Here is an 18,872-nt window from a genome sequence, read left to right on the forward strand (position 1 = left end):
CCGTGGTGGTCCTCCGCACCGCGGCGTGGCCGGTTGAAGCGGCAACCCGGCGGCGCGACCCCACCCGGACCCGCCCCTGCGTCCTGCCGTGCGGGGCGGGTCCGGGCCGTGGGTCAGCGGTCGCGACCGATCACGGACTCGTACCGGTGGTAGCGGCCGGCAGGCCGAAGGAGTAGAAGGTGGTGCTGGCGGGGCCGAGTCGCTGGTAGCCGTTGCCCCAGTACAGCCTGCCGTCGACGATGGCCGGACCGGCGTTCGAGGCCCCCGCGCCCTGGTACTCCCACAGCAGCTCGCCGTCGTCGGCGTCGAGGGCATACATGTAGCCGTTCAGCGAGCCGTAGTAGACCACGCCGTTCGCCGTCGTCGCCGGGCCGACCGCCAGGCCGCCGTGCGGTTCCGGTACCTGCCAGACGATCTCCCCGGTCGCCACGTCCAGCGCGCCGAACGAGCTGTAGTCGATGGTCTGCCCGTCGGGCAGTTGGTACGGTTCCCGGTCGTTGTTCGTCTCCGCGAAGAAGATCCGCTCGCCGTCGTTGGCGGTGCCCCACTCGATGCCGCCGAGCACCGAGCCCGGCCCCACCGACGCGCTCCAGATGATCTCCCCGGTCAGCGCGTCGAGCATCCAGAACTCGCCGCTCTTCTGGCCGGCACCGACCGCCTTCCGGGGCTGCCCGTCCGGGCCGGGGATGGTGAACAGGTGGGTGCCGTCACTGGTGTCGTGGTCCGGGCCCGGGTTCGGGCAGTTGTTCGGGGGGAAGCCGGGTATGCAGGCGAGGTTCCACTCGTCGAACCGGGGCGGGCCGGTCGACCACTTGATCTCACCCGTGGCCATGTCCATCGCGACGATCGAGTCCTTGGCGTTCCACGGCGGCAGGCACTCCTGCGGGGTACCGCCGTTCTCCTGGCATTCCCGCGCCGTTGCCGGGATCGAGTAGTTCTGCCCGGTGCCGACGTAGACGGTGCCGCTCTCCGGGTCGATGGTCGGGGTGCTGCCCCAGACCGACGCGCCGCTGAAGATGTCGCCGCCCGCACCCTGGTCCGGCAGGGTGTGGCTCTTCCACTGGACCACTCCGGTGGCCGCGTCGACCGCCACCAGGCTGCCCCGGAAGGTGCAGCAGTCGTACGCCGGGTCGCCGGCGTTGAGGAACTCCAGCGAGGAGACGCCCTGGTAGAGCACGCCGTCGTGGATGGCCGGCGACGAGGTGAGGATGGCGTCCGGATGGGTGTCCATCGCGGTGTTCCAGCGCAGGTCGCCGGTCTCGGTGTCGATCGCCAGCAGCCGGGCACCGGCCTGGGTGCCGAGGTAGACGGTGTCGCCGGCCACCACCGGAGCGGTCCGGGCGAAGGTGTCGGCGATTCCGGCCAGCTCGGCGACCGAACGGGACCAGATCACCTCCCCGCTCGCGGCGTCGACCTTCCAGAAGGTGCCGCCCCAGTCCGGGAAGTAGACGGCGCCGTCGACCACGGCGGGAGTGGCCGAGACATCGCCGTCGGTGGTGACGGTCCAGGCGACATCCAGGTCGCCGACCGTCGAGGGGGAGAGTAGTTGCTCGTCCGGGTTCGACCGGGTGTTGCGGATGTCGTGGCCGCCCATAGACCACTCAGCGCCGTCCTGGGCGCTCGCGGGTGGTGCGTGGATGATGGGTACGAGTGCCACCACGCACGCCACGGCCAGCGCGGACGCGGTGGTGATCCGTCGAACGTCGCTCATCGCAGATCCCCTTACGAGTGAGACATATCTATAGAGACATATCTCAATTGCAAGGTCGGCTCAAGGGCGCCGGGCATGGTTACCCGGCGCGCCCCCGTCGGGTCGGCTACGAGTCGTCCCCCCGCGCCTCCGCGCGGGGGGACGCGTTCCAGGGTCTGTGGTCGCGACTGCGACACCTGAGCGCCGAACCAGCCGGGCCGGGAAGCAGGCGTCACCCTGCCCGGGCTGACACCCCCACCTGCGGCAGACCGGCCGTCGACCTTACTCCTCGCCGGGGCCGTCCCCCACGGGCGAGGTGACCTCTGGCAGCCAGCCGGTGAGTACCGCGGGATCGGCGACGGCCCGTTCCACCTGCTCCCGTTCGGGCCCGGTCAGCGAGATCTCCCGCAGCCGGGAACCCCACTCGGGCACCCGGTCTGGCTCGTCCAGCGCGATCGACAGTTCGATCAACGCGGCGAGCGCCAGGGCCCGGTCGGGACCGGACGCCGTCGCGCCGTGCCGGCGCAGCCCGGAGTTGAGCGCCCGGAACGCGGCCAGGTCGTCGGTCTTGAACTCCCGCAGGATCCGTGCGTTGTCCAGTACCTTGGCCAGTCCGGTCAGCCGCTTCGCGCCGCCGTACTCCAGCTCCTGCGGCTCGTCCCGGCGGATGAAGATGATCGAGTTGCCGGACGGGTCGACGATGCTGAACCGGGAGGCGCCGGGCCGGTAGCGGGTGATCCGCGGCAGCCCCTTGCCGAGCACCTTCCCGTACGTCTTCCGCATCGCCGCCACGAAGGCCGCGTGGTACGGCGCGACCGCCCCGACCATCACCAGGCAGCCGCCGGTGTTCTCCAGCGCCGGGTCGAGCCCGGCCGGTGCGGCGCCGTAGTGCAGCTCGAACCCGCTCCACCGCAACGCCAGATAGAGGTACGGCCTCCGCTGCTCCCAGGTCACCTCGAAGCCCAGCGCCCGCCAGAACGCGAGCGTCTCGTCCGCGGACACGCAGTTCAGCAGCGGTACGGTCCGCTCGTCCGGCACTATCCGTTCGTCCGTCGTCACCATCGATCTCTCGCCCCGTCCCGGCCGTAGGTCGGGCCATTGTGCCAGCGGGCCCGCCCCGTCCGCCTATGGGCGAGGAGAGGATGAATATGTCCGTCCACCCCGGTGTTCCTCCGCCGGGCCGACCGTGGCGATGTCGTACCCGTCGGGGTAGGTCTTGGCCCGCAGCCCGCCGTCGAGATACTGCCGGCGGCGCGGTGCCGCCCCGTGCCGGAGGTACGCGGCGCGACCGGCGAGCCCGCCGGCCAGCAGGGCCCGGGCCCACCACGGCGGCGGTGCGACCGAGACCGCCGCCCGCAGCGGTGGGTCGAGCAGTGCGTCGGCGACCCGCTCGCCGACCGGTACCAGTGGCCTCGGCAGGTCGGCGAGCAGTCCCTTGGTCGCGGTGATGAGCTGCCGGGCGGCCGGGGTGGCGGCGAACCGTTCCGCCTCGAAGGTGTCGTACCAGTCGGCGTAGCTGTCCAGGTCCGGCGGGATGCCGGTGATGCGCAGCCGCCGGCCGAGTTCGGCGTAGAAGTGGTAGATCGCGGTGCGCTCGTGGCAGCACAGCGGGCGCCAGCCGTGCCGGTCGATCCACCGGGAGCCGACGAAGACGAAGGTGCCGAGCACGTACAGGTAGTCGTCGTTGTCGATGGCGTACCGGCGGTGCAGTTGGTTGAGCCGTCGGGTGGCGGCCCGGCCCAGCGGGTGGTCGAGGCCGTGCTCGATCAGCGTGTACATCAGGATGCCGGTGTCGTCGGCACGCCGCTCGGTCCGGGACGTGGTCTCGCCGGTCGCGGCCAGCAGTTCGGCGATCGACGGCACGGCGAAGGTGCGCCAGAACGCCAGCAGCAGCCCCATCCGGACGTCGAACGGGAACTCCCACAGCGCGGTGGTCCGGTAGATCCGGTGGCAGTCCCGGGCGGGGTCGAGTTCGCGGATCTCGCGTAGCCGGTCGAAGCGGCCGGACCGGTGCAGCATCGGTCGGTCAGCTCCGCACCGGCGCACCGGGCGAGGCGGCTGCGGTCGTCGCCGGTGGCAGCCGGCGCAGTGCCGACGAGACCTGGCCGAGGAACTCCAGGTCGGCGGCGAGGTCGCCGTCGTCGTCGGGCTGTGCCGGCGGCGCGGCACGGGTTCCCCGGGCAGTCGGGGCGCTCGGATCCGCCGCCAGCCTTTCCGGGCTCGCCGCCCGCAGCCGGGCGAGCGCGTCCCGGATCCGGATCGCCTCCCGGGTCGCGGCGGCCGTCCTGCCGCCGGGAGCGTCGGGGCCGTGACCGTCCGGTGGAGGAGTCCCGTCGGTCGGTGCCAGATATGCCGCGAGCGCGAGCCGGCCGTCGCGGATCTCGATGACCCGTCGGTAGAGCGCGAAGTCGAGGTCGCGCAGCATCCGCAGGTCGGCCCGGCGGGACGCGGGCGGGTCCAGGGCGATCTCCGGCATCACCTGGTACATGGCGTGCCACAGCGGGTAGAGCCGGAGATAGGTGCGGGCCCGTCCCAGCCTGTCCGCCGCGGCGGAGAGGTTCGGCCCCCAGGACGGGATGGTGAAGCCGATCGTGATCACGAGTGCCCCGACGCAGGCGCAGAGCGTACCGAGGTCGCTCAGGGCCGGCAGCGTCGTGCCGAACCAGGCGGCGACGACGTACCCGCCCTTGCCGAGGCAGTAGCCGAGCGCGACGATCGAGCCGGCCGCGACCAGTCGCAGGCCCCGGCGCAGCCACGGGCGCCCGTCGCTCCGGGCGACCCGGCTGGCGAACTGGAGGCTGCGCCAGGCGGCGACGCCGAGCCCGAAGGCGAACGCGGAGACGTAGACCAGCAGGAACGTGCCGCCGACCGGGCGGGGGCCGTAGACGTCGTCGAAGTCGCTCGGCGCCTCGACGGTGGCGCCGCTGTTGGCGAAGAGCACCGCCATGGCGACCAGCACCAGGCCGTAGAAGACCGCCAGCACCCGGGCCCGGGGTAGCGCCTCGGCCGCCGGCATGTGCCAGAGCATCAGCATGACCAGCGCGGTGATGCTGTATCCGACGATGCAGCCGTAGACCAGCAGCGAGGCGAGGTTCGGTACTCCGAAGAAGCGGTTCACCGCCGTGTAGACGGCCGGGACGGCCATGGTGAACCCGGCCGCCGGCAGGGCGATGCAGAGGGTCAGCACCCACAGGTTCAGGTTGCGGGGGTTGCGGGCGAGTGCCGCCACCTTGTAGCCGACCGCGATCCACGCGACCGCCGCGCAGAACAGGAAGATGCCGCTCTTACCGTCCATCCGGCAACACCCTAGTGCTCCAGCGACTGGCCGAGCCGCTCGACCACCGGGTCGCTCGGGGTACGCGGGGCCGGCGGGCGCCACAGCCCGGCGCGCTGCCCGAGCAGCGAGGCGAGGGTCTCGGCCTCCTGCTCCTCCTGGCTGCTGTAGTTGGTCCGGGCGAACATCGCCCGTACCACCCCCGGGTCGAGATGCCGGAACAGTTGTCGGCTGCCCTGCACCTCGTCGACCAGGTGCAGCCGGTGCTCCAGCAGCAGGTGCGCCAGCTCGTGCAGGGCGATGTGCACCCGCTGCACCCCGGTCGCGGCGGAGGTCACCACCAGGTAGTCGGCGGCGTCGGTCGAGACGCAGAGCCCGCACGGCGCCCCGGGCGGCAGGTCGAACGCGATCAGGTGGACCGGACGTCCCCGGTCGGCGCCGAAGTCGCTGATGAACGTGTCGAGGTCGAACGGGTCCGGTACCCGGATGCCGCGTGCGATCCGCTCACAGCGCCGGCGTACCTGCCGTAGCGTCATGGGCCCACCGTTCCTCTGTGCGGCGTGCTGTCGCCAGACCGCGATCCGCATTCACGCGCCATCATCCGCGTCCGGCTTGCCCTGTTCAAGGACGCGGATCACCCCGAGCAACTCGGTGAGGGCATCGATGGCGGACTGTGCCTCCGGGATGACGGAGTTGCGCAGCGCGACGGTGCGGGCGCGTACCTGCTGCAACGCGGCGGCGAGGTCGAGTTCCCGGTCGACGTCGGCGGCCAGCCGGTCGCTGGTGAAGTACTCCACCGGTACGCCGAAGAACTTCGCCAGCGCCCGGAGGTGACTGAGGTTCGGGTCGCGCTTCTTGCCGGTGCGTAGCTGCCCGATGTAGGTGTGCGAGATCGACTCGCCCTGTGCGGTGATCGCGTCCGCCACCTCGCGCAGGCTGTACGCGCTGCCGTCGGGCTTGCGGATCCGGTCGAAGAGCCGGTCCAGGCGGTCGGCCAGGGTCCCCGAGCTGCGGAACTCGTCCGCTTCTTCAGCCATCTGGCCTCCTCCGGGACTGGTTCCAGTGGTTTACAGCATGCCACAGCTCTGTCCACAAATGTTGACGGGATCGCCTGCCGTGTGCGTATCATCGCTGCGTACGCGCGGGCAGGCATGACCGGAGGCATTATGCCGGGACGCGCGGGCACGGGGAGGTGCCGTCGTTCAACGGGGGAGACGGGAACGTGTCGCGAGACCGGAGCCCGTCGTACTGACGGCATCTGCGGACCACTCGCCGGGGCGGCGGGTCCGTGAGCCCGACGGTCGGCGTCGGGCGCCCGGCCGGGCCAGGGGTTCCGCCGGTCGCCCGACGCCAGATCCAGATCGGACAAGCCCGCCGGCGGCGGGGGTCCGGTGCGGAGGACGTCTCGTCCTCCGCACCGGACGGCGAAGGTGCGGCACTCAGCTCGCGGTGCAGGTCGGTGACATGCCGGTACCGCTGCCGCTGCCCTGGAAGCCGAACTCGGTCGACTGTCCGGGGGCGATCCGGCCGTTGAAGCCCACGTTGGTGAACGTGACCGCCCCGCTGCTTCCGCTGCGCTGGCTGTTCCACGAGCTCGTGACCGTGGCGCCGGACGGCAGGGTCACCTGTACCGACCAGCCGTTGGTGCCGGACGAGCCGGCGGTGACCCGTACGGTGGCCACGAAGCCGCCGTTCCAGGAGTTCAGCGACACGGCGGCGGTGCAGCCGCCCGGCCCCTGGGTCGGCGGGTTGGTCGGCGGGTTCGTGGGCGGGTTGGTTGGCGGGTTGGTCGGCGGGTTGGTGCCGTCGGGCGCGACGGCCCGGCCGGTGGCCGGGGAGATCATCCCGGGGCAGAGGTTGCGGTTGGCCAGGTTGGCGACGATCTGCGGTACGGCGTTGATGGTGGTCTGGTAGCCGTCGTGCATCAGGATGACGCCGCCGTCGGTGAGGTTGTTGGCGGCCTGGACGATCTGGGCCGTGCTGGCGCCGTTCCAGTCCTGGGAGTCCACGCTCCAGAGCACCTCGGTCAGCCCGAACTGGGCCTGCACCGAGCGCAGCGTGGCGTTGGTCTCGCCGTACGGCGGCCGGAAGAGCCTCGGCGCGGTCCCGGTGGCCTGCTGGATGGCCTGCTGGGTCTGGCTGATCTCCGAGGTCATCTGCGCGGTGCTGAGCTGGGTCATGTGTGGGTGCGTCCAACTGTGGTTGCCGATCCACATCCCGGCCTGCTGCTGGGCGCGGACCAGTGCCGGGTTCTGCTGGACCCGCTGGCCGACGTTGAAGAAGGTGGCCCGGGCGCCGGCCGACCGCAACGCGTTGAGCAGCGCGCTGGTGGTGCCGGTGTTGGGGCCGTCGTCGTAGGTCAGGGCCACGTAACCGTTGCAGGCCGCGGCGGCGACCGGTGGGGCCGCGGCGGTGACGGCGACGGCTCCGGCGGTGACGGCCAGGGCGGTGGCGGCGAGCGCGGCGTACAGGCCGCTCAGCCGGGAACGCGGACGGGGCATGGGAACTCCTCGGTGGGGACAGGGCGGCCTGCCGGTGATGATGGCCCTTGAAATATTTCAGGGCGTCGATCGAAATATATTCAACGGCGATGGTCGATGTCTAGCGGCGGTGCGCCGGGCACGGGCGGGCGCCCGTCCGTCGCGGGGGACCGGGCGCGGTCTGCGGCGCCGGCCGTGGCCAGACCCGTCGACAGCCGCAGCGGTTGCTCAACACCGGGGCGACCAGGCCGACCCGGCGTACCCCGACCAGGTCGCGGAGCGCGCACCGCGGAAGGCGGGGTCAGCGGACGGCCCGGGCCGCCAGTCGGGGGAGGCCGGCCGGTGCGCCGTCGCGGAGGATCGCCTCGGCCTCCGCACCGGTGACCGGGCCGGCGAAGAGATAGCCCTGGCCGTGGTGACAGCCGTAGCGACGCAACTGGTCCCGCTGGGCGGCGGTCTCGATCCCCTCCGCCACCAGCTCCAGTCCCAGGTTGAGCCCCATCGACACGATCGACCGGACCAGCTCGCGGCTCTTGCCGTCGGTCGCCAGCGGCGCTACGAAGGACCGATCGATCTTGAATGCGTCGATCGTCAGGTGGTGCAGCGCCTGCAACGAGGAGTAGCCGGTGCCGAAGTCGTCGATGTGTAGCTGTACGCCCAGCTCGTGCAGGGCCGCCAGCTTCGTCCGCGCCGCCGGGACGTCGTGCACGATGACGCCCTCGGTGATCTCGATGATCAGCGCCGCCGGGTCCAGCCCCGCCGCCCGCAGGCTCTCCTCGATGTCCTCCAGCAGCCGGGTGTGCCAGAACTGCCGGTTGGAGACGTTGACGCTGATCCGCAGCCCGTCCGGGGCGGAGCCGCTCGCCCGCCAGACCCCGAGCTGGCGGCACGCCTCGGTCAGCGCCCAGCGGCCGATCGACGGCATCAGCCCGCTCTCCTCGGCGATCGGCAGGAACTCGGCCGGCAGCACCAGCCCGCGTACGGGATGCCGCCAGCGCACCAGGGCCTCGAAGGCGCGGGTACGGCCGTCGTTCAGCCGTACGATCGGCTGGTAGCGCAGTTCGAAGCCGCCGGTCTCCAGTGCCCGGCGCAGCTCCGCCTCGGTACGCAGCCGCCCGACGACCCGCTCGTGCATGGCGACGTCGAACACCGCGTGCGAGCCCTTGCGCTGCCACTTGGCCGAGTACATCGCGGTGTCGGCGTCCCGGATCACGTCCTCGGCGTGCTGGTAGCCGGTGCTGCTGCGGGAGATGCCGATGCTGGCCGAGACGACGAACTCCTCTTCGCCGAGCCGGAACGGCACGTCCAGCGCGCCCCGGATCCGTTCCGCCACCGCGACCGGGTCCTCGCCGCCGGGCCGGTGCCGCAGCAGTACGGCGAACTCGTCCCCGCCGAACCGGGCCGCGACGTCGGCCTCCCGGGCGCTGGCCCGGATCCGCTCGGCGACCTGGACCAGCAGCCGGTCACCGGCCAGATGTCCCAGGCTGTCGTTGACCAGCTTGAAGCCGTCGAGGTCGAGCAGCAGCACCGAGTAGTGCCGCTCCGGGTGGCGCGTCTGGGCGGCGACGGCCGCCTGCAGCCGGTCCAGGAACAGGGTCCGGTTGGCCAGCCCGGTCAGCGGATCGTAGAGCGCGGCGTGCCGCAGCAGGTCCTCCTGCTCACGCAGGGACTTCAGCACCGCGTCGTGGTCGAGGGCGATGGTCAGCAGGGCCGCCCACTGGTTCATCATCTCCCGGCCACTGGCCACCTCGGCCTCGATCGGACCGACGACGGCGAGCATCCCCCAGTCGCTGACGCCGATCCGCAACGGTGCCACGTAGACCATCTGGTCGGCGTCCAGGTCCGCGAGGTCGACCAGTTCGGGCGGCGGGAACGACCGGGGCGGCACCGGCTCGACCGGCATCGGCACCGGCCCACGGTCCCGTTCGAACATGGTGACCAGGTCCAGCGCCGGTTCGGCGGTGTCGCCGCCGGCCGGGGTTCCCGACCAGAGGCCGAGGCAGCCGCCGCGGGCGTTGGTGTCCTGGATCCAGGCCAGTGCCCGGGGGTCCTTCTCGTGGCTGCGCAGCAGGTTCTTGCTGACCGTGTAGAGCGTCTTGAGGGTGGTCTGGAACTCGTTCTCCTCGATCTTGTGGGTCCGGGACCGGCTCTGCGCCAGCGCGACCACGATCTCCTCGGTGCCGGCCCGGACCCGTTCGGCACCGGCCTGGTCCTGCCGTCCGACACGCCGGGCCAGACCCAGCCCGTACCGCCGCACCCAGTCCATCATCCGGACCACGCCCTCCGGATGCCGCTGGCTCAGCGTCTGCAAACCGATCAGGGCCTGGCGGAGGTCGAGCAGGTCCGGACCCGCGGCGCCGTCGCCGGCCGCGGCGAGGGTGTCGGCGACCAGGGCGCCGGCCCGGGCGATGGTGGCCCGGCGGAGCGGATCGACCGGTGCCGGCAGTGCCGCGACGAGTCGGGCGACCAGGTGGTCGGCGGTCGACAGGTCGGCGTCCGGCTCCGCCGCCAGCGCCACCGGGGCCAGCGGGTCGGGGCAGCCGCACGACTCGCGCGGCTGGAACGACGTGGGCACCGAGAAGGTGCGGGCCTCGACCTCCTCCCCGCGCGTGGCACGCAACGCGAGCTCCGCGGCGATCCGGCCCAGGTCCTCGAAGCTCTGCCGGACGGTGGAGAGGCTCGGGGTGAAGTAGACCACCCCTTCCATGTCGTCGAAGCCGACCACCGCCTGCTCATCCGGCACCCGCACGCCGGCGGCCAGGAAGGTGCGGAGCAGTCCGATCGCGTTGAGGTCGTTTCCGGCCACCACCGCCGTCGACGGGAGCCCGGCGGCCAGCATCGCCCGGCCCGCGCGTTCGCCGCCGCTCTCCCGGTTGTCGCCGGTGTCGAAATGCAGATCGGTACGTGGTGTTATCCCGCACTCCAGCAGGGCGTCCCGATAGGCCTCGTAACGCTCGCGCAGATCCCGCAGTTCCAGGTATCCGGCGAAGGCGATCTCCCGATGGCCGTGTTCGACCAGGTGCAGTACCGCCTCGCGTACTCCGCCGCGGTTGTCGGGGAGCACGACCGGGCAGGAGACGCCGGGCATCTCGTGGCTGATCATGATCACCGGTTTGCCGGCGCGCTGGATCGAGTTCAGGTATCCCGGCGATGCCGAGTTCAGGATGACCACGAACGCGGAGACGTGGTCCCAGGCCACCAGGTGCGGAAAGTCCGGAGGTTCGGGCGGGTCGAAGTCGAATGTGCCGGCGCCGAGCGTCTGAATGGCGATCATCCGGCCGCCGGCGGCTGCGGTCGTACGCGCGATTCCGCCGAGAATGCTGCCGAAATAGTCGCAACCGACAGACATGGTGAGTACGCCGATGGTGGGGCCATCGACCACGGCCATCACCTCCTGCGCCAGCCGACGCAGTACGTCGCGAAGGCCGGGCCGAGTCCGGTGGAAAAGGTGGCTTTCCGGTGGTTGTTCCGATCAACTTCCGGAAATATTTCAGATAACCGTCGAGGAGCCTACCGGATCATGTTCGGACGCGTCGATACGCGCGAATCTATTCGCCAGAGGTCGCGGAACCGCGCCGCTCGCCCCGAGCGGCCGGTGATCAGGAGCCGACGCAGCCCGGCAACCGGGGAATGACGTCGGACGGGACCAGATCCGTGCAGACCGCATCGGTGCCGGCGCCGAGCGCCGTCCACGTCGCACCGTCCCGGTCGTACTCGAAGACGACCCAGGCCGGATCGGCCCGCTCCGGCGGGACGATCGTCGTCGCGGTCGCGTATCCCCGGTGGCAGGCCGGATCGCGGACGCCGCTGATCTCCGCGTCGACGGCGGCGAACAGTTTCCTGTTGGCCTTGAGCGCGGCGAACAGGGTCGCCGCGTCGACCGGGCAGCCGTCCGTCGCGGCCGGGGTGGGGCTCGGCGTCGGCGCGGTGGCCGTCGCCGAACTGGCCGGCGGCGTGCTCGCCGGGCCGGTCGTCTCCCCACCGGCGCAGGCCGAGGCCGGCACCACCAGCCCGACGAGTCCGACGAGCGCGACGCCGCGACGGGCGACGACGGTACGGCCGGGAGTCCCGCGCGGTGTGCGGATCACGACGGCGGTCATACGGAGGCAGGCTACCGAACGTCCGCCGCCCGTGGGGTGCGGCGGGTCGACCCGAGGCGGCTCCGGCTGGAGCTGACCCCGACCCCGCAGGTGGCGTCCCGGGTGGCCGACCTGATGGTCCACACTGCCCGCTCCCGTCCGCCGATCCGGGCGCTCGGTGACGACCGACCGGCGGGCCAGCGGGTGAGCCCTGCCCACCCGGTGGGCTACCCGGCGTCGAGGTAGCGCCACTGGCCGTCCTCGCGGCCGAAGCGGCTGCGTTCGTGCAACTCCCCCGGCCGGCCCGACCGCCGGTAGTGGGCCCGGAACTCGACGGTGCCGGTGCTGTCGATCAACCCACCCCGGTCGGTGTCGAGGATGTCGAGCCGGGTCCACCGGTCCGCCGGGTCCAGCGTCAGCCGGGCCGGGCGGGTGCTGGAGTGCCAGGTCCGGAGCAGGTATCCGGGGTCGTCGACGGCGTACGCGCTGAACCGCGAGCGCATCAGCGCCTCGGCGGTCGCCGCGACCGTACGCCCCTGGTGCAGGGCGCCGCAGCACTCCCCGTACCCCGATCCTGAGCCGCACGGACACGGCCGGCCGGACTCGTCGCCGCCCGCCCGGCGGGCCTTGCGTTTCGCCACCCGACGATTGTCGTCCCCGGCTCGCCCGTCCCCGCGGGCGGCCGGTCCGGGTGAGCTGATGTGCCCGGTCACGATCGGCCACTGCTGCCCGGGTGACACGGGCGTGTGGCCGAATCGTGTCCTCGGCTTGACGGAGCCTGGCTACCTTGGAGCTGTTCCGGCGACCGCCTCGGCAACAGCGAGGAGCCCGTGGAAGTGTTGATGAACGAGCGGGTCGGCACCGCCCAGCGCGGCACGGTGCTCGACCTGCTCTCCCGGGCGCTCGAGGAGGGCTATCTCGAGCTCGCCGAATACGAGGAACGGATGGTGTCCGTGCAGGCCGCCAGGACCGTTGCCGACCTCACCCGGCCGCTGGCCGATTTGCCGGCGCAGTTCCGGTGGTATCCGCACCCGCCCGCCGGTGCGGCGACCGCGCCGCTGGTGCGGCCGTCGGTGGGACGGCCCGGGCAGGCCGGGCAACTCGGGCAGGCCGGCACGGAGCGCGGCGAGGAGCGCGACACCTGGGTCGCCGCGCTGATCCTCGGCATCGTGTCGCTGCCGCTCTCGCTCTGTCTCGGCGCGGGGGTGCTGCCCGGGACGGTGGCCATCCTGCTCGGCCGGCCGAGGCGCGGGAGATCGCACCAGGTGAGGGCGACCATCGGCATGGTCCTCGGCGTCGTCGGCGTCGCGCTGTCGTCGGTGATGATCGTCTCCGCGTTCGTCATCGACTGAGCGGTGCCGCCCGCCGGGGCGGAGCGATCCTGGTCACGATCACTGACAGCCGTACCCGCCGGCTGTGAAGCTGGACCGGCGCTGTGCGGAGCCGGTCGAACGGCGGCCCGTCCGGGCGGCGCGTTCGGACGGGGTGTCGCTGTGCGAAGGGTGCCGGGTCTGCCGGTGAAGGCGCTGCCGGGCTGGGCCGCGATCGGGCTGACCGTGCTGGCCGGGGTGGGTTCGGCGGCGCAGAGCCTGGCCAACGCCGAGATGGGCGAGCGGACCGGCCATCCGATCATCGGGGCGCTGGTCAACAACACCGGCGGAGTGGCCCTGGTCCTGCTCGGCCTGCTCGCGCTTCCGTCGATGCGCGCCGGTCTCGGGGTGCTGCGCCGCACCAGGCTGCCGTGGTGGACGTACCTGGGCGGGCTGTGCGGGGCGTTCTTCATCGTCGCGGCGACGTACATCGTGCCGGTGCTCGGGGTGGCGGTCTACACCATCGCCCAGGTGGCCGGCAACAGCGGTGGCGGGCTCGTCGTCGACCGGACCCGGCTCGCCCCGGCCGGCCGGATGGGACTGACCCGGTCCCGGGTGGCGGGTGCGCTGCTCGGGATCGCGGCGGTGGCGCTGGCCCAGTTCGGCCGGCCGGTCGGCGACCTGGCGGTGGGGCTGGTGCTGCTCGGCGTCGTCTGCGGGGTGCTGGTCGCCGTCCAGGGCGCGCTGAACGGCCGGATCTCCACGGTCGCCGACCCGGCCGCCGCCACGGCGGTCAACTTCGCGGTGAGCAGCGCGGCGATGCTGCCGGTGGCGGCCGTGACCGGCGCCCTGGCCCAGCTCGGCGCCACCGGCTGGCCGAGCGAGTGGTACCTGTACGTCGGCGGTCCGCTCGGGGTGACGATCACCGTCGCGCTGCTGGTCGGCATCCGGTCGATGGGACTGCTCCGCACCGGCCTGGCCCTGGTCGCCGGGCAGTTGGGCGGTGCGCTGCTGCTCGACCTGCGGCCGGGTGGACCCGGCGCGAGCCTGGCGGTGCTGGTCGGGGCGGTGCTGACCCTGCTCGCGGTGCTCGTCTCCGGCCGGGCGGCCCGGGGTGCCCCGGCCGCCACCTGAGCCGGCCACGGCCCGGCTCGGTTCCCGGCCCGCCGGGCATATCCGTCCGGGCCGACCTGATCGCGGCGGCCAGCCGCTTTCTGGCCGAGCCACCCGCCGTGCTCGACCACCGCCACCGCGCCGCGTAATCGCGCGCCGCCGGCGTTCCAGGCGTTCGCCGTGCTTGACCACCGGCACCGCGCCGCGTAATCGCGCGCCGCCGGCGTTCCAGGCGTTCGCCGTGCTCCGCCTCGGGCGGGCTGGCGGCATCCGGTCGGACGCCGGATGGCAGACTGGACGGCGTGACCGAATCCGCCGTCGCCCGTGATCCCGGCACCGTACGCGTGCGTCCGCGACGCATCCGGACGGTCTGCTGGATCCTGGCGCCCGCGCTGGTGGTCATGTTCGCGCTGCTGAGCATCGGGCTGCACGGCTCGACCGGTTCCGGGGCGGCCACCTTCCAGCGCGGCGACCAGCTCGCGATGGCCGGGCTGGGCGTGCTGGGCGGCTTCGTGGTGCTGCTCTTCACCCGGCCCCGGGTGGAGGCGGACGCCCAGGGGGTCCGGGTGCGCAACGTCTTCCGCGGCTACGACCTGCCCTGGGACGTGGTCCGGGCGGTCCGCTTCGACCGGAGTTCGGCCTGGGCCAGCCTGGAGCTGCACGACGACGAGCTGGTGCCGGTGCTGGCCCTCCAGGCGGTGGACCGCGAGCTGGCGGTGGACGGCGTACGGGCCCTGCGTGCGCTGCACGCCGCGCAGCAGCAGCCCCAGCCGGCACAGCCGGCACAGCTGGAACCCGAGGTCGTCCAGGGGCAGCGGACGGCGCGGTGATCGCCCGTCGACGACCTGCCGTCCCCGGCGTGCCCGTTTTGGCATCCTGCGGGCTGACCTGCTAGTCTTTACCAGTCGACCACTGTCTGGGTTTATCCGCAGGCAGTCAAGAAGCGGAGCGCCTGCTCCCACCCGTGTCGCCCCATCCGGTGGCCGGGTCCGGTCACCGGTTCGGCTTAGCCGATCCGGGTTGCGATCGTCGATCGCCGCAGACCGGTCGAGCGGGCCCTGGCATGCGCCGGGGCCTTCTGCTTTGGGTCGAAGACGTTAGGACCGGCCACCGCTGACGCGCGGCCGGTGAGGATCACCACGAGGAGGCCCCATCAGCGTCGAGCCACGCGTGAACGAACAGATCCGGGCACGTGAGGTCCGACTGGTCGGCCCTGAGGGCGAGCAGGTGGGCATCGTCCCACTGGAGCGCGCTCTGCAGCTGGCCGCGGACGTCGACCTGGACCTGGTCGAGGTTGCGCCCATGGCGCGCCCGCCGGTGTGCAAGCTCATGGACTTCGGTAAGTACAAGTACGAGTCCGCACTCAAGGCGCGCGAAGCCAGGCGTAACCAGCAACAGACCGTCATCAAGGAGATGAAGCTCCGTCCGAAGATCGATCCGCATGACTACGAGACCAAGAAGGGTCACGTGGTGCGGTTCCTCAAGGCGGGCGACAAGGTCAAGGTGACGATCATGTTCCGCGGTCGCGAGCAGAGTCGACCGGAGCTGGGTTACCGGCTCCTGCGCCGACTCGAATCCGAGATCTCGGAACTGGGGTACGTCGAGGCCGCTCCGAAGCAGGACGGCCGTAACATGATCATGGTCCTGGCTCCGCATCGGGCCACCAAGGCCGCCGCCACGGCTGCCCGGGCTGGCTCGCCGCGAGAGCGGGAGGCCGGTGCCGCCGAGGCATCGCCGGTCGCCGAGGCGGCGCCCGGTCCGGCCGGACCCGCCGGAACCACCGGCGAGTAACAGGGGAGAGACGCACCAAGATGCCGAAGATGAAGAGCCACACCGGGATGGGCAAGCGGGTCAAGGTGACCGGCAAGGGCAAGATCGTTGCCCAGCAGGCCGGCCTCCGGCACAACCTGGAGAAGAAGCCCTCCACCCGGACCCGCCGGCTCACCGGCACCGTCGAGGTGGCCAAGGCCGACGTCAAGCGAATCAAGAAGTTGCTGGCCCGCTGACGCGCGCCTCTTGACCTGAAGGAGTAGTTGAGATGGCACGCGTCAAGCGGTCAGTGAACGCCCAGAAGAAGCGCCGTACGCTGCTGGAGACCGCCAGCGGCTACCGCGGCCAGCGGTCCCGGCTCTACCGCAAGGCCAAGGAGCAGGTGCTGCACTCGATGCAGTACGCCTACCGGGACCGGCGCGACCGCAAGGGCGACTTCCGGCAGCTCTGGATCACCCGGATCAACGCGGCAGCCCGCGCCAACGGGATGACCTACAACCGGCTCATCCAGGGTCTGAAGCTGGCCGGCGTCGAGGTGGACCGCAAGATCCTGGCCGACCTCGCCGTCAACGACCCGACGGCCTTCGCGGCCATCGTCGAGGTCGCCCGCGCTGCCGTGGCGGCCGAGGGCACCGGTGGCGCGTCGGCCCAGGCCGCCTGACCACACCGCGACACCCGATCGAGGCGTCCCGCATGTCGGTAAACCCGCAGGTGGGGCGCCTTGACCATGTCCGGGCACCGGATCAGCCGCTGTTCACTCCGCGTACTCCGAGGATCGTCGCGGCCCGGCGGCTGCACCGGCGCCGGGAACGTGACGCCACCGGCCGGTTCCTGGCCGAGGGCCCGCAGGCGGTCCGGGAGGCGCTGGCCGCGCCGGGCGTGGTGGTCGAGCTCTTCGGCACCCCGGCCGGGCTCGACCGGTACGCCGACCTCGCCGGCACCGCCGACACGGCCGGAGTACCGGTCTCCGGGGTGACCGACGACGCGCTCGCGGCGCTGACCGAGACGGTCGCCCCGCAGGGGATCGTCGCGGTCTGCGCCCGGCTCGACGTGCCGATCGGCACCGCGCTGGAGCGGCGTCCCCGGCTGGTCGCCGCGTTGGCCGAGATCCGTGACCCCGGCAACGCCGGTACCGTGCTGCGCACCGCCGACGCCGCCGGGGCCGGCGCGGTGGTCTTCGCCGGGGACGCGGTCGACCCGTACAACGGCAAGTGCGTGCGGTCGTCGGCCGGCAGCCTCTTCCACCTCGACGTGGTCCGGGCTGCCGAACCGGCCGACGTGGTGGCCGAGCTGCGGGCGGCCGGGCTGGCCGTGCTGGCCGCCTCCGGCTACGGCGAGACCGACCTGGACGACCTCGCCGACTCCGGCGGCCTGGCCCGGCCCACCGCCTGGCTGTTCGGCTCCGAGGCGCACGGTCTGCCGGCGGAGCTGGCCGACGCCGCCGACGCCCGGGTACGCGTGCCGCTGCACGGCCGGGCAGAGAGCCTCAACCTGGCTGCCGCCGCCGCGGTCTGCCTGTACGCTTCGGCCAGAGCACTGCGGCCCGGGGCCGCCCGCACCGCGCCGGAGAGCGCATAATGGGCCCCGGGGTAGCAGAACAGACCAGGGAGTTGTCGACCTGATGACCGAGTCCGCGAAGTGGCGCGTCCGCGATGCGCGACGCCACTCGTTTAGCCAGCCCGCCGGTGTCGGCGGGCGGCAGGGCTGACTCTTCTCCTCCCTGCGCACCCTCCCCACCGGCGGGCTGCGGCCCAGCCGCCCGTCCGTAGACTCTCCGGAGCCGCCCGGAAGGGCTGCCCACCGAACCTCTTCAACCTGAACAGCGCGGTGCCGGCGCCCCGAACCTGACCTGGGGCCACGATGGACCCGCACGGGGAGGTTGACCGAGGTTCACCGACCTGTCCACGGCGTCGCCGGTGCTCCGGCGCACACCGACCGGATCGCCCGGTTCTCGTACCGCTCGTGAGCGGGCCGATCCGGGTCTCCGGCGGAGTGCCGGAGGCGTCCAAGGCGGCGCAGGGGACATTCGACGCGCAGGCAGCGGGACCACCGCCCGCGATGTAGAGGGAGTAGCCGCACGCCATGACGTATCGCAACGACCCGTACGACCCGAAGCAGGTCGCCCTGCTCGACCCGGAGGCGCTGGCGGCGGCGGTGGCCGACGCGACGGCCGCGTTCGACGCCGCCACCGATCCCGACGGGCTGGCCGAACTGCGCCGGGCGCACCTCGGCGACCGGGCGCCGGTGTCGCTGGCCCGCCGGGAGATCGGCGCGCTGCCGCCGGCCGCCAAGTCCGACGCCGGCAAGCGGGTCAACGAGGCCCGCCGGTCGATCGAGTCCGCCTACGCGCAGCGGCTCGCGGTCGTCCAGGCGGCGCAGGCCGAGCGGATCCTCGCCGAGGAGCGGGTGGACGTCACGATGCCCTACGACCGGCGGCCGCGCGGCGCCCGGCACCCGATCAGCACCCTGTCGGAGCGGATCGGCGACCTCTTCGTCGGGATGGGCTACGAGATCGCCGAGGGGCCCGAGGTCGAGTTGGAGTGGACCAACTTCGACGCCCTGAACATCCCGCCGGACCATCCGGCCCGGGGCACCATGGACACCTTCTACCTGGACGTACCGGGGCTGGTGCTGCGTACGCACACCTCGCCGGTGCAGGCCCGGACGATGCTGGCCCGCAAGCCGCCGATCTACGTCGTCTGCCCCGGCCGGGTCTATCGGACCGACGAGCTGGACGCCACGCACAGCCCGGTCTTCCACCAGGTCGAAGGGCTGGTGGTGGACGAGGGGATCACCATGGCGCACCTGCGGGGCACCCTGGACCACCTGGCCAAGGCGATGTTCGGGGCCGAGGCACGGACCCGCTGGCGCCCGCACTACTTCCCGTTCACCGAGCCGAGCGGCGAGTTCGACGTCTGGTTCGCCCAGCACCGGGACGGCCCGCGCTGGGTGGAGTGGGGCGGCTGCGGCATGGTCAACCCCCGGGTGCTGCGGGCCTGCGGCATCGACCCGGACGTCTACTCCGGATTCGCCTTCGGGATGGGCATCGAGCGCACGCTGATGTTCCGGCACGGCATCGGCGACATGCGGGACATGGCCGAGGGCGACGTGCGGTTCACCCGCGCGTTCGGGGTCGAGGTGTGAACGGGATGGCGA

The 18,872-nt window shown here is 72.3% G+C and carries 18 protein-coding genes; 8 read left to right on the forward strand and 10 right to left on the reverse strand.

The genetic code is table 11. From position 1 onward, the window contains the following. Positions 1–130: 130 nt before the first annotated feature. The 10 genes from ACQEVC_RS23055 to ACQEVC_RS23100 all read right to left on the reverse strand — a co-directional run bounded on the left by ACQEVC_RS23055 (position 131) and on the right by ACQEVC_RS23100 (position 12,164). Positions 131–1,711 (reverse strand): PQQ-binding-like beta-propeller repeat protein, encoded by a 1,581-nt coding sequence (locus ACQEVC_RS23055; protein WP_432880945.1) that lies wholly within the window; start codon positions 1,709–1,711, stop codon positions 131–133. Positions 1,712–1,972: 261 nt separating this feature from the next. Further along, complete coding sequence (locus ACQEVC_RS23060) at positions 1,973–2,752, reverse strand: glyoxalase (protein WP_432880948.1); 780 nt, start codon at positions 2,750–2,752, stop codon at positions 1,973–1,975. Positions 2,753–2,815: 63 nt separating this feature from the next. After that, positions 2,816–3,709 (reverse strand): oxygenase MpaB family protein, encoded by an 894-nt coding sequence (locus ACQEVC_RS23065; RefSeq protein WP_432880951.1) that lies wholly within the window; start codon positions 3,707–3,709, stop codon positions 2,816–2,818. A gap of 7 nt (positions 3,710–3,716) precedes the next feature. After that, positions 3,717–4,985, reverse strand: a complete 1,269-nt coding sequence (locus ACQEVC_RS23070; RefSeq protein WP_432880953.1) for an MAB_1171c family putative transporter — start codon at positions 4,983–4,985, stop codon at positions 3,717–3,719. An 11-nt stretch (positions 4,986–4,996) separates the two neighbouring features. After that, positions 4,997–5,500 (reverse strand): hypothetical protein, encoded by a 504-nt coding sequence (locus ACQEVC_RS23075; protein ID WP_318397456.1) that lies wholly within the window; start codon positions 5,498–5,500, stop codon positions 4,997–4,999. Positions 5,501–5,551: 51 nt separating this feature from the next. Next, the gene (locus ACQEVC_RS23080) at positions 5,552–6,001 is read right to left on the reverse strand and encodes a helix-turn-helix domain-containing protein (RefSeq protein ID WP_432880957.1); all 450 of its coding nucleotides are present in this window, start codon (positions 5,999–6,001) and stop codon (positions 5,552–5,554) included. 402 nt (positions 6,002–6,403) lie between these two features. Continuing rightward, on the reverse strand, positions 6,404–7,465 hold the full coding sequence (locus ACQEVC_RS23085; protein WP_432880960.1) for a polysaccharide deacetylase family protein: 1,062 nt from the start codon (positions 7,463–7,465) through the stop codon (positions 6,404–6,406). A 280-nt stretch (positions 7,466–7,745) separates the two neighbouring features. After that, positions 7,746–10,826 carry an EAL domain-containing protein gene (locus tag ACQEVC_RS23090; protein WP_432880962.1) on the reverse strand — a complete coding sequence of 1,027 codons (3,081 nt, stop codon included), beginning with the start codon at positions 10,824–10,826 and terminating at the stop codon, positions 7,746–7,748. 217 nt (positions 10,827–11,043) lie between these two features. Beyond that, positions 11,044–11,544 carry a hypothetical protein gene (locus ACQEVC_RS23095; RefSeq protein WP_432880964.1) on the reverse strand — a complete coding sequence of 167 codons (501 nt, stop codon included), beginning with the start codon at positions 11,542–11,544 and terminating at the stop codon, positions 11,044–11,046. Between the two features lie 206 nt (positions 11,545–11,750). Then, a complete protein-coding gene (locus ACQEVC_RS23100; RefSeq protein WP_432880967.1) occupies positions 11,751–12,164 on the reverse strand; it encodes a YchJ family protein in 414 nt (137 codons plus the stop codon). Positions 12,165–12,365: 201 nt separating this feature from the next. Here ACQEVC_RS23100 and ACQEVC_RS23105 point away from each other — a divergent pair, with 201 nt between their 5' ends. The 8 genes from ACQEVC_RS23105 to pheS all read left to right on the forward strand — a co-directional run bounded on the left by ACQEVC_RS23105 (position 12,366) and on the right by pheS (position 18,860). Further along, positions 12,366–12,875, forward strand: coding sequence for a DUF1707 SHOCT-like domain-containing protein (locus ACQEVC_RS23105; RefSeq protein WP_432880970.1), 510 nt, complete (start codon positions 12,366–12,368; stop codon positions 12,873–12,875). Positions 12,876–13,016: 141 nt separating this feature from the next. After that, positions 13,017–13,967, forward strand: a complete 951-nt coding sequence (locus tag ACQEVC_RS23110) for a DMT family transporter (RefSeq protein WP_432880973.1) — start codon at positions 13,017–13,019, stop codon at positions 13,965–13,967. A gap of 281 nt (positions 13,968–14,248) precedes the next feature. Next, positions 14,249–14,776: a PH domain-containing protein gene (locus ACQEVC_RS23115; protein ID WP_432880976.1), complete on the forward strand. Its 528-nt coding sequence runs from the start codon at positions 14,249–14,251 to the stop codon at positions 14,774–14,776. A gap of 340 nt (positions 14,777–15,116) precedes the next feature. Further along, complete coding sequence (infC, locus tag ACQEVC_RS23120; RefSeq protein WP_318397464.1) at positions 15,117–15,737, forward strand: translation initiation factor IF-3; 621 nt, start codon at positions 15,117–15,119, stop codon at positions 15,735–15,737. 20 nt (positions 15,738–15,757) lie between these two features. After that, complete coding sequence (gene rpmI, locus ACQEVC_RS23125; protein WP_318397465.1) at positions 15,758–15,952, forward strand: 50S ribosomal protein L35; 195 nt, start codon at positions 15,758–15,760, stop codon at positions 15,950–15,952. Positions 15,953–15,984: 32 nt separating this feature from the next. Continuing rightward, on the forward strand, positions 15,985–16,377 hold the full coding sequence (gene rplT, locus ACQEVC_RS23130; RefSeq protein ID WP_101366673.1) for a 50S ribosomal protein L20: 393 nt from the start codon (positions 15,985–15,987) through the stop codon (positions 16,375–16,377). A gap of 32 nt (positions 16,378–16,409) precedes the next feature. Beyond that, complete coding sequence (locus ACQEVC_RS23135) at positions 16,410–17,294, forward strand: TrmH family RNA methyltransferase (RefSeq protein ID WP_432880980.1); 885 nt, start codon at positions 16,410–16,412, stop codon at positions 17,292–17,294. A gap of 504 nt (positions 17,295–17,798) precedes the next feature. Continuing rightward, complete coding sequence (pheS, locus tag ACQEVC_RS23140; RefSeq protein WP_432880983.1) at positions 17,799–18,860, forward strand: phenylalanine--tRNA ligase subunit alpha; 1,062 nt, start codon at positions 17,799–17,801, stop codon at positions 18,858–18,860. Positions 18,861–18,872: the final 12 nt, after the last annotated feature.

The sequence above is a fragment of the Plantactinospora sp. CA-294935 genome (genome assembly GCF_050936445.1).
Lineage (GTDB): Bacteria > Actinomycetota > Actinomycetes > Mycobacteriales > Micromonosporaceae > Plantactinospora.